We start from the raw sequence: 12347 nt of genomic DNA on the forward strand, positions 1-12347 counted from the left end.
AGAGTTTTTTAATTGTTAATTGTTAATGGTTGATGGTGGTTGATAGTTCCGATAGTTGAAGATTATTTTTAATTTTTAATTCCCAATTTTTAATTTAATTATTGTCTTCCTGAGCGAAGTCGAAGGATATTCTTAAAGGCGCTAATTCACAAGTAAAATTAGTTGAATTACCTCCAGCTTTAGCTGGAGGTAAGCAGATAAATTAAAAAAGGCTTTAGCCAAAAATAAAGATTTGGCTAAAGCCCTTAGCAGCTTTATATAATAATCTCCAGCTAAAGCTGGAGGCAATTCATTTTTGCATAAACATCTTTGCGACTTAGTGCCTTTGCGAGATTAAAAAAATGAAATTGAATAATTGCGCATCTCCTTCGACTTCGCTCAGGAAGACAATCGGGATTAATTAAATTAAAAATTGGGAATTAAAAATTAAAAATAAGTACTATCAATCAACAATCAACAATCAACAATCAACCATTAACAATTAACAATTAACAATTAACAATTCTCCTAAAGTTTATATCCAAAATTCTTAGACTTTATGACTTTTCCTTTATCAGTAATCATTACACAGCTGTAATCGGGGAATTTTTGAATTAAAAGCAGACCTTCGGTCTGGCCTAAAACCATCATTGAAGTACTTAGTCCGTTAGCGGTTTCGGCGTTTGGGCCAAAAACGGTAACACTGCACAAGCCCGTTGCAGGATAACCCGTTGCTGGATTTATGATATGAGAATAGCGTTTTCCGTTGAAAACTACAAATTTCTCATAACTGCCAGAAGTAGTAACAGCGCCTTCTTTTAAAGGAACAGCAGCCAAGATTTTTTCAGGTTTAAATGGATTTGTAATACCGATTTTCCAATCGTTTCCATTTGGTTGTTTTCCCCAAGTACTCATGTCGCCTGAACCGTTTATAATTCCAGCTTTTATGCCTTTTCCGATCATTATGGCACGGCATTTATCAGTTGCGTAGCCTTCGCCTAAAGCACCAAAACCAATTTTCATTCCTTTTAATTTCAAGAAAATAGTCGATTCTGTGCTGTCCAGAATAATATTTTTGTAACCGACTTTTTCTACCGACTTTTTTATGGCTTCCGCCGAAGGCATTTCGGTCATTGAGCCGTCAAATTTCCAAATTCTGTCCATTGCAGCAAAACTTACGTCAAATCCGCCATTGGTAATTTCAGAAAGCTGAATAGCTCTCTGTGCTAATTCAAAAACTTCTCGATCTACTTTTACCGGCTTTATTCCCGCATTCTGATTCACCTCAGAAACTTGCGAATCTGATTTCCAATCTGAAATTAAATTTTCAATTCGAGTAATTTCGGCAATTACAAGATCAATATTTTGTTCAGCCGAAAGAGAATCTTTATCAACAATACTAATATCAAATCTGCCGCCCATTAAGAGCGTCGTTCTTTTTCGTAAAACTTGTGAATAACCATTCAGGCATTGAAGAGTTACCAGAAGAATTAAAAGTTTATTTATAATTGATTTTTGCATAAAAAATCATTTTCTAAAGCTCCAGCGGAGCAAAATATTTATAGTTTATTTAAACGTGCGAAATCAAAAGCTCCATAGGAGCGATATCTCTAGATTGTGTATGTTACCCCGCTGGGGTTCTTGTTTTGGGTGATTTAATTAAATCTATAAATATGGCATCCCGCTGGGATTTTTTTTATTCATATTCTAAAATTCAAATTCCAAACTTTCAAATTCTAAATTCTAAATTCTAAATTCTAAATTCCAAATTCCAAATTCCAAACTTTCAAATTCTAAATTCTAAATTCCAAATTCCAAAATCTAAAACCCACAATCTAAAATCTAAAACACACAATCTAAAATCCACCATCTAAAATCTACAATCTAAATTCCAAAATCTAAAATCCACCATCTAAAATCTACAATCTAAATTCCAAAATCTAAAATCCACAATCTACAATCTACAATCTACAATCTAAAATCTAAAATCTACAATCTAAAATGGCACCTAATAACAATCCGTTAATAATTGCCCATTTTCCTTGTACTCAGAAAGCGCTTTGATTCCATTTGTCAAGCATAAATCATTCAAAATAGCTTCAACATCTTTCTGCATGGCAAGTGAACCGCAGATCATAATTACGCCGCCTTCTTTTAGTAAATTCATAAAAAATGAAGCGTCATTTTGAATCAAATCCATAACATAAATATTGGCTCCTTCACGAGATAATGCCACATGAAAACGGTCCAAATGCTGTTTTTGAATCATAACTTTTGCAAACTTTTTATAAGCCAGAAGCGTTGGAGTTACCATTCTAAATCCGCTGTATAAATGTAATTCTTTCTTAGATTTATTCTGTTCAATCATTCCCAAGAAAGGAGCAATTCCAGTTCCGTTCGAGATTAAAGCGACTTTTGACGCTTTCTTTGGAAGATGAAAAGCAGGATTTTTAAGAATTCTGGCTTTAATTGTATTTCCTGGTTCTAAATTGTTCAGAAATCCAGAACCCAATCCGTTCTCGTGTAATTTTACCACCAATTGTATATTCCCAGAATGATTTCCGATAGAGTAAAGACGTTCCCTAGAATCATTAGCAGGATAAATTGCCAATAAATCTCCAGAAGCAAATTTGGCTCTTGAATTGGCGCGGAGTGTTAAAATAAAAGTATGTTCAGTATCTGAAATAGGAGTTTTATCTAAAACCATTAATTTCTGCAGTCCTTTTGGAACATGATTGTATAAAGATGGAGTAGTGGCTAGTGGAATTCCTGTTTTTGCACTCCATAATTTTACCCAATTTACAAACTCAGCTGCCGATTTATCGTTTACTGTCTGCAAATCTAAATAACGATCTGCCCAGTTTTGTTTCGCTAAAAGCTGGTCGATTTCAACTGCAAATCGGCAAAAATCTGGATATGCTTTCGAACCAAAACCTACAACAGAATAATTAATTTTCTGTTCTTGATTTTGTTTTTCTAAAACGGCTTTAAATTTTTTACCGTTAGAAGGAGGATCACCTAAGCCGTGCGTAGAAGAAAGTACCAAAATATGTTCTGCTTTTGGATACGCTGAGAAACGGTTTAATTCGGTAATATATGCCTTGTAACCTTGATCAATTAATTGTTTCAGAATAGCATTTGCGAATCGGAACGAACTTCCGTTTTCAGAACCAACTAAAAGGATAAAAGTACTTTCGTGCGCTTTAAATTTATTTTTAATTCGGCTTGACCTTCTTTTCAAAGTAATGGCAAAACCAGAATAAATAAAGAATAGAATATTGATGCACGCAATAGCTAGAATTACAGCCCAGATCCCGTTAATTCTTCCCGTATGAAGATCAAGACTCAAAGCGGCAAATTGTTTTGTCATTGGCGAAAGTTTTTCTGTAACTATTGCTCCCGTAACCTGATTCACTTCAACTTCGCGGTCTTTTAATTCAATAATATAATATTCCTCTGGATCATCTGTAAAAGGAAATTCGATTTTCTTTACATCAGATAATAAAGTCGTATTGAAAATTGATGTTGTTTTTTCTTTCTCAGAAAGTTCTGTTTTTACAGGTTTCGCTTTTTCTTCACCCATAAAAAAGTTAAACCTTTCTAGAGACAAATAAGTTCCCGTAAGTGCGATAATCAGAATCGGAATCAAAGCCAGTCTTCCCAAAACAACATGATAATATTGTGCAAAATATTCCTTGATTACTTTCGAAAAGAAATTTCGAATACCGCGCTGTCTCTTTAAAACCAATACAAAACCGGAAAGCGAAATCAATACTAAACAAAATGAAATTACACCCACAAAAAATCGGCCTGCTTCATGAAGAAACAGCGAACGGTGGAAACTTGTAACCCACTGAATAAATTCATTTTTCTTTACGGGAGTTCCTAAAGCTTTTCCAGTTTTGGGATCGATGTAAGCATTAACATCATTTCCGTTATCATCAATTGCCTGAAGTATAACAAACTGATTGTAATCGACACTTAATTCAGTAATTTCTGGGTATGCTTTTTTAAGAATAGGAAGAGTTTCTCCTAAAGTAATTGCATTAAAATCTGCAGTTTTATAGGGAAGTGTTTTTTCCTGTACCGCATCGACCGCCAGAATAATTCCGGTCACCGAAGCCAAAAGCAAAAAGATAGAAGAAAATAAGGCCAGAGCCAAGTGTGCGTAACGCCAGAAAGAAAGAGTCATTGAATGTCTTAATGTAATAAATGTTTAAAGCTTTGTCAAAGTATAAAACTTGGACAAAGCTCAGATTTCAATTTTAAGCAGAAAAAAATATAATTCACGCTTATAGAGGTTAAAAAATAATATGCTAAATATTAAATTTTGTTTAGTCTTACATATTTGATGTAACCTTTTCCGTCTGTTTTCTCTGCCAGACCTTCTGTAGTAAGCGGAATTTCAAGATCACTTACATAGTATTTTTGATCTTCAACAGCCGTTTCAAAACGTAATTTGTAGCCTTTATTAATTTTAGAATTTTCAATTTCTATAGTGGTAACACTGCGGTCTCCGCCCGTAACAGAAGCACCCGTTTTTGCACTGATATCATCATTTTTTTGAGTATGGAATTTGTTCCATTCTTTTAATGATTTGTACCATTTTTTATCATCGCCCATTACATAAAGCGTTTTTTCGTACTCACCGCCGGCATTTACAAGTGAAACTACGATATACGCACCTTCTCCCATATAATTGTTCATCTGCAGCATACATTTGTATTTGCTTGATTGTGCATTAGACTGAAAAGAAAGTAAAAAGATAAAAGCGCTTGTAAAGGCAATTTTTAGTATTGATTTCATAAAAATTTATTTGTTTTGATTGGTATTGAAGTTCCAAAATTTAAATTCCAAATATTAAGCTTGGAATTTGGAATTTGGAATTTCATTTTTGAGTTTTGAGATTTAATCATTTATTTTAAAAACTCAACTGAAATATTATTTTTTGTAAGTAAGTCATTTTCTTTCGCTAGAGCGTAAGCCGTTTCGTCAAATTCTGTATTAATATCTTTTTTAGCTCCAACAGAAACTAGATATTTTAGAATAGAATCATCTTTAGAAGTCATCGCTGCTCTGTGCAAAGCCGTTAAACCGTCTTTATTTTTAGCATTCACATCAACTTTTAAATCGGTTATTTTTTTAAGAAGCGCAACATCATTTTTAGTGATTGCTGCATGATATAAAGTATTGCCGTCTTTTTGAGCCGCTGCTAAATTTAAACCTTTATCCTGAAGTAATTTTGCTTTTGCATCAAAAGGATCTTGTTTTGGAGTTTCTCTCTCTCTTCCCGCCGGACGGTAAGATTGTACTAAATAAACACCTAAATTATTTCCTTCTTTGTCTTTTACATTAACATCTGCACCTTTAGCTAAAAGTAAACTTACAGCTTCTGGAGTTCCAGATCGTACAGCGTTTGTCAAAGCAGATTCACCTTTTAAGTTTTGAGCATTTATATTTTTAGCTTTTGGAAGAAAAAGCTCTAAAGCAGCAATTTCTCTTGCAGAAGCTGCGGCCATAATTGGAGTATTTCCGTCTTTGTCAGCTTTATTTACATCAACACCTTTATCTAAAAAGTATTTAATAATTTCAGTTTGATTTGGTTTTCCAGCCAAAATATGCAATACATTTTGTCCCGCTTTGTTTTGAGCAGCTGCTTTAATTTTTACTTCTTCAACCAAATATTTGTATGTTTCGATTGTATTAGTTTCTCTACGGCTTCCTTGTGCAGCAATTAAAAGCGCAGTCTCAGTCGGTTTAATTCCTTTTTCTAGAAGTTTCTTTAAAAGCGGAATATTTCCAGATCTTGCAGCGTACGTAAAAGCAGTATTTCCATCATTATCAACATCTTTAAGAGACATTCCTTTAGTAGAAAAATATTCGGCAGCTTTTAAATCTTTATCCGATGCAATTGCCAGCAGTAAAAGGTTTGCGCCGTTTGCATATTTTTTAGTTGGATTTACACCAGCTTTAAAAAACGCATCATACATCGCTGGGTTAGATTGTCCGTTTGAGGCTGCAAAGTCTGCTGGAGCAGTTCCGTGGCTGTCTTCAAAATTCACATCAGAACCTTTAGTTATAAGGTATTGCACCAATTCTGTATTCCCTCTATACGCGGCCCAATGTAAGTAAATACGATTATCGTGCGTTAATTTTGTAATTGTATTTCCCGGCTGCTCAATTAAAAATTTGATGGTTGCTGCGGGAGCATCATTATTGATTGCCAAAGTTGTAACATCAAAAGCATTTGCATTTGCTTCTGCAGGATTATTTCCTTTTGCTATTTCAGCTTTAACAGTTTCGATATCTGGAGAAGTTTTCCAAAAAGATTGCTCTAAAAGGGTATTTTTTTGCTGGGCACTCACAAAAAGAGTTGCAGCAAATGCAAAAGAAGCGAAAAGATTCTTTTTCATGTTTCGATAATTTATGGTTATAGAATTGTTCAAGATTAATTTAATTTTTGGATATTTTCTTTGTCTATTTAGAATAAATAAAAATAAAGCAAATGTAAAGATTAATATTTTTAAATCAATACTAATTTGCTGTTAAAAGGCATTTTTAGTACAGTTTATCTCAAATTTAAGAATGACTTAAGCTGCTTTTAATCTTTTTTTAATCTTGAAAATCTTTTCCGGAACCCATCTATGAAGTTAACCTGTCAAAAAGAGTTTTATATTTTTCTCCGAGTTTTTTCCTAAGGCGCTGTTTTGATTTTTTTACAGCATCGCTTGTAATACCCAATAATTCTGCAGTTTCATTGTTGGTAAAGTTGAGTTTTTGAAGCAGTAAAATTCTTTTGTTAGAATCTGTAATCTCTGGAAAATCTTCCTGTAAAAGCGAATAAAACTCAGGATATTCTTTTTGAAATTGCTTTTTAAAAGCATTCCAATTACTTTCTGTCATTAAGTGCGACTCTAGAAGCGCATTAAGTTTTCCTTCTTCTTTTTCTATATAATAAGAGGAAGATTTTTTTATAGTTTCTATTGTAATTTTAAGATTCTGGATTTGTTTCTTTTTCTCTTTTAAATAATCAATCTGAGAATCTAAATTATCTTGGACTTCGCTTAACTTTTGTTCCGTTTTTAATTTCTCTAATTCTAAGGACGCTACTTTTTGTTCGTATCTTAAATGTCTGTTTTTATATTTCTTTTTGAAATAAATAAAAACCAGCAAACCTATACAAGACAGCATTGTAAATATAATAATGTAGAAGTTTTTGAGAGTAGATTCGTATTTGATTTTCTCCCCGGCTTCTTTAATATTCTGCTGATATTTTGATTTTTCTATAATCCAGTTTGCCTTATTTATAGCGAGGTCACCATCTTCATTTTGCAGCGAATCTTCCAAAACAATCATTCGTCTTCTTAAAATCAGTTCATTTTCAGTGGAATGCTGTAGTTTTAAAATTTCTAATTTCAGTTTAATAATCTCCAATTCCGATTTTTTGAAATAGGTTTTTGCGACAGCAATCTTTTCGGCTCTATTTAAAACTTCTTTTGCTGCATCTGGTTTGTTATTTTTTAAATATAATTTGGCCAGTAATATCGAAGCATACATTGTATTTTGGTCGCTTTTATAATGTTCAGAAATTTGAATGTCATTTTTTAATAATGCAGACGCAGTTTTTAAATCTCCTTTTTTCTCGCTGATCATTGCCAAATCTCCAAGCGCCTTGGCATATCGAATTTCATCATGAATTTCCTTAGCCAATTTTGCCGTTTTATTGAGATAAGAAGCAGCGAGTTTATCATTTCCTAAATAAAAATAATTTAATCCTATTGCGTTAATGATTGCAGCATATTCCGATGTGTTTTTAACGGCTGTTTTTTCGGCATTTTTAAAATATTGCAGTGATTTAGCATGATCGCCAAAAGTCTGCAGTATCCATCCAATTTTTTTATAGGATTCATCAGCAGCAATAATTTGATCTGCAGGTAAAGTTTCAATTTTATCAATTAATTGCAGAAGAATTGGTGTGAGCTTAATGTAATCTCTGTAATGATACAAGTAACTAACATAGTTAAGCTGCGTCCAGATTTGCAAAGAACTATTTTTAGAGATTTTTGCTTTTTGAATAGATTTTAAATAATACTGATTAGAGACTGTATTGATGCTATTATAAAAATCGCTGTATCCATTAGCCAGTAAACCATCGTAAACAACCTGAAATTTTGGTGTAACTAGAGGCTGTAGAAATTGTTTTAATGCGGTAGTATCACTTCCAAACGATTTCTCTTGATGAAGTATAAATTCTACATCTTTAATATAGTTTTTTGAAGATGCAAGCTGCAGTTTTTGTGCATTTGTAAATAATGCGTAAAAGAATAAAACTATGCAGTATATTTTGTTTTTGGCAGACATTAAATTTGTTTAGGCAGGTGGATTTGGAACAGTAAAAATAATAAAAAAATAAGGATCATTTGATTTGGATCTCATAATGAGTTGATTTTTTATGTTTTAGATAAAAAAATGTCCCCCATTTGTCCCCCTTATTTTAAGAGTGTTTTTACGTGTTATAATTATTTTTGTTTTCTGATTTTTTGCAGCAAGTTAAATTATTCTCTTAGTAGTTTTTCAAGTATTAATACCCGATTACACGAGTTTCAAATTGGAATTTTTTGTAAAGAATTGAAAAGCCAAATCGTTGAAAAAGTGTATTGAAAATATATTTTGAGAATTAAAGGTTTGCGGTATAATTTAAAATTTTCTTTAATTTAGTTTTTTATCAATTGTTTTCTTGTTGATCAAAAATATAGTTTGCCCCTGAATTATATTTCGATGTTAAAAGGCCTGCTTTTTGGGCAGGCTTTTTTTCTGAATTTCAGCATCAATTTTTTCATCAAAACAGACCGTAATTTTTCTTTTTAAGACGTTTTAAGTTTAAATCTCTATTTTATTCTTCTTTCTCTTTAAACAACCTTATTTTTTTGCTTTTTCGAATAAACTCAATAATTACTCGAGAAAGAGTTTAGTTGTAAATGTTTGTAAATAAAAATGTTAGGATATTTTAAACTTGAAATCAAAGATTTTACTATTTAGAATAATTATCAATAACTAGCGTTTTTTAATTTGGAAGAAGCGATTCAAATTTCCTTTTTTTGAAATCGGCTGTTGATAACTGTTTCGAAAACCGCTTAAAAAATCATGACTTTTTCATGTTGATAACTCAACATTAATTTTCAGGAAATGGCTAGTTCATTGCGAATTACAAGTGATCATTTTACTGTTGATAAAATTTAAAAAATCTCTAATTTTTGAAGTTTTCAAACTGTTGATAATTGATCTGATTTTTAACATCTAAAACTGGACTTACGAATAACTCTGAGCTAAATTTGTATTAATAGAAAATCACGCCGATACTACCCCCAAAAAAGCGCACGAATTTCTACATCAATTTTGTCACTTAAAATTCTATATATATGTCCATTTTCGATAAAAGAATCAATTATAAACCTTTTGAATATCCTGAGGTTCTCCAATTTACTGAAGCAATTAATAAAGCCTACTGGGTACATACCGAAGTAGATTTTACAGCAGATACACAAGATTTTCATGCACATTTAAATGGAGCTGAAAAAACAGCAATTAAAAACAGTTTACTGGCAATTGCGCAGATTGAAGTAGCTGTAAAAAGTTTTTGGGGAAATATTTACGAGCATTTTCCAAAACCAGAATTCAACGGATTGGGAACTACTTTTGCAGAATGTGAATTCAGACATTCTGAGGCATATTCTCGTTTGTTGGAAGTATTAGGTTACAATGATGAATTCGAAAAACTTTTGGATGTTCCTGTTGTCCGCAGACGTGTAGATTATCTTTCGAATGTACTTAAAGATACCAAATCTCAGGACAACAGAAAATATATGGTTTCGCTGATCTTATTCAGTATTCTAATCGAAAATGTTTCATTGTTCAGCCAGTTTGCGATTTTATTGTCTTTCACAAGATTCAAAGGATACATGAAAAATGTGAGTAACATTATTGCCTGGACATCTATCGACGAACAGATTCATGCCAACGGAGGAATTTTTATTATTAATAAAATCCGTGAAGAATTTCCAGAATATTTTGATGCGCCTACTATAGAATTGATTAGAGAAACTGTGAAAGAATCTATCAGCGTTGAAGCAGATATTTTAGATTGGATTTTTGAAGATGGAGCAATTGAAACCATTAATAAAGAAGATTTAGTAAACTTCATGAAATTTAGAATTGATGAAAGTTTGAAACAAATAAATGTGGAAACGATTTTTAATGTTTCTCCAGATGAATATTCAAAAATGACTTGGTTTGAAGAAGAAGTATTTGCCAACAGTTTAGACGATTTCTTTGCCAAACGTCCTGTAGAATATACCAAACACGATAAAAGCATTACAGCAAACGATCTTTTCTAATACAAGCCCAGAATACATATGAATACGATAGACACAAACCCAGTAAATAATTTTGAACCACAGAATGGTAGTAAAATGTGGTGGAAGAACTCTGAAAGTGAGCAAATTTTAAATCGCGGTTACCTTTTAAAAGGAGAAACGGTTGAAGGTGCAATCGATAGAATTTGTACTGCCGCTGCAAAAAGACTGTACAAACCAGAACTAAAAGAGTCATTTGTAGAAATGATCGAAAGAGGCTGGATGAGTATCAGTTCACCGGTTTGGGCAAATATGGGAACAGAAAGAGGTTTGCCAATTTCTTGTTTTAATGTACACGTTCCAGATAAAATTGAAGGAATTACCCATAAATTAGGAGAAGTAATCATGCAGACTAAAATTGGAGGTGGAACTTCTGGTTATTTTGGTGAACTGCGTGAGCGTGGAAGTGCCGTAACAGACAACGGAAAGAGTAGTGGGGCAGTAAGCTTTATGAAACTTTTTGATACTGCAATGGATACGATTTCGCAAGGCGGCGTACGCCGTGGTGCATTTGCTGCTTATTTGGATGTTGATCACCCGGATATTGAGGAATTTTTAAAAATAAAAAGCATCGGAAACCCGATCCAGAATTTATTTACAGGAATCTGTGTTCCAGATTATTGGATGCAGGAAATGATTGATGGTGATAGCGAAAAAAGACAAGTTTGGGCAAAAGTTTTAGAAAGCCGTCAGCAAAAAGGATTACCTTATATCTTTTTTAGTGATAATGTAAATAAAAATAAACCTCAAGTATATAAAGACCAAAATTTACGCATTAATGCAAGTAATTTATGCAGCGAAATTATGCTTCCGTCTACTCAAGACGAATCATTTATCTGCTGCCTATCTTCAATGAATTTGGAGCTTTATGAAGAATGGAAAGATACTGAAGCTGTAAAATTGGCGATCTTTTTCTTAGATGCTGTTTTACAGGAATTCATCGAAAAAACAGAGGGTAATTACTATTTGGCTGCAGCTAATAAATTTGCGAAAAGACACCGTGCATTAGGTTTAGGAGTTTTAGGATGGCATTCTTACCTTCAAAAAAATATGATTCCGTTTGAAGGCATGGAAGCGAAAATGAAAACAACAGAAATTTTCAAACATATTAGCGACAAGGCTGATAAAGCAACGCAGGAATTGGCTAGAATTTACGGTGAACCAGAATTGTTAAAAGGTTACGGAAGACGTAATACAACAACAATGGCAATTGCGCCAACAACCTCTTCTTCTGCAATTTTAGGACAAACCTCACCAGGAATTGAACCGTTCAGCAGTAATTATTACAAAGCTGGATTGAGTAAGGGTAATTTTATGCGTAAAAACAAATACCTTAAAATATTACTGGAGAAAAAGGGTTTAGACAACGAAGAAGTTTGGAGAGGAATTATGCTGAATGGCGGAAGCGTACAACACATGGAACAACTAACTCAGGAAGAAAAAGATGTATTTAAGACATTTAAAGAAATCAGCCAGTTAGAAATTGTACAGCAAGCTGGAATCCGTCAGAAATTTGTTGATCAAGGACAAAGTTTAAATCTAAATATTCCAGCAGAATTACCAATTAAAGAAGTAAATCGCTTAATGATCGAAGCTTGGCAGCAAGGCGTTAAAAGTTTATACTACCAAAGAAGCCAAAGTGTTTCTAAGGAATTAGTAACAAGTCTTGTTTCTTGCAGCAGTTGTGAGTCATAAATAAAAAAACAAAGGCCGAATCTTATTTTAGATTCGGCCTTTTTTAATGCCTAAAGTTTTTCGTCAAGCTTTGTCATGTCGACGACGGAGACATCTCCGCGAGTAACTACGCAATAATTGTTTTCCATTTATTGTAGATTAATTTTCACGCAGATTTAAAAAATGATTTAAGCAGATTTAGCAGATTCTTTTCAAATTGCTACTAGATGCGTACTGTCTGTCATGTCGACGAACGAGACATCTCCGCGAGTAACTCCGCAA

The 12347-nt window shown here is 33.0% G+C and carries 7 protein-coding genes; 2 read left to right on the forward strand and 5 right to left on the reverse strand.

Annotated elements, in window-relative coordinates:
• Nucleotides 1–507 precede the first annotated feature (507 nt).
• The 5 genes from BSF42_RS20900 to BSF42_RS20920 form a co-directional block, all read right to left on the reverse strand.
• Nucleotides 508–1500: an FAD:protein FMN transferase gene (locus BSF42_RS20900; RefSeq protein ID WP_095955043.1), complete on the reverse strand. Its 993-nt coding sequence runs from the start codon at nt 1498–1500 to the stop codon at nt 508–510.
• Nucleotides 1501–1987: 487 nt separating this feature from the next.
• Nucleotides 1988–4171, reverse strand: coding sequence for a PepSY domain-containing protein (locus tag BSF42_RS20905; RefSeq protein WP_095955044.1), 2184 nt, complete (start codon nt 4169–4171; stop codon nt 1988–1990).
• Nucleotides 4172–4302: 131 nt separating this feature from the next.
• Nucleotides 4303–4785 (reverse strand): DUF2271 domain-containing protein, encoded by a 483-nt coding sequence (locus BSF42_RS20910; RefSeq protein WP_095955045.1) that lies wholly within the window; start codon nt 4783–4785, stop codon nt 4303–4305.
• A gap of 110 nt (nt 4786–4895) precedes the next feature.
• Entirely contained in the window at nt 4896–6392 is a 1497-nt protein-coding gene (locus BSF42_RS20915) for an ankyrin repeat domain-containing protein (protein ID WP_095955046.1), read from the reverse strand.
• 229 nt (nt 6393–6621) lie between these two features.
• A complete protein-coding gene (locus tag BSF42_RS20920; protein WP_095955047.1) occupies nt 6622–8340 on the reverse strand; it encodes a hypothetical protein in 1719 nt (572 codons plus the stop codon).
• 1058 nt (nt 8341–9398) lie between these two features.
• On the opposite strand from BSF42_RS20920, the gene BSF42_RS20925 reads away from it, so the two are divergent.
• Together BSF42_RS20925 and BSF42_RS20930 are read left to right on the forward strand one after the other, a co-directional pair.
• On the forward strand, nt 9399–10373 hold the full coding sequence (locus BSF42_RS20925) for a ribonucleotide-diphosphate reductase subunit beta (RefSeq protein WP_095955048.1): 975 nt from the start codon (nt 9399–9401) through the stop codon (nt 10371–10373).
• Nucleotides 10374–10391: 18 nt separating this feature from the next.
• A complete protein-coding gene (locus tag BSF42_RS20930; protein ID WP_095955049.1) occupies nt 10392–12086 on the forward strand; it encodes a ribonucleoside-diphosphate reductase subunit alpha in 1695 nt (564 codons plus the stop codon).
• The last annotated feature ends 261 nt before the right edge of the window (nt 12087–12347 follow it).

It is taken from the genome of Flavobacterium sp. ACN6, from assembly GCF_002304005.1.
Classification (GTDB): Bacteria; Bacteroidota; Bacteroidia; order Flavobacteriales; family Flavobacteriaceae; genus Flavobacterium.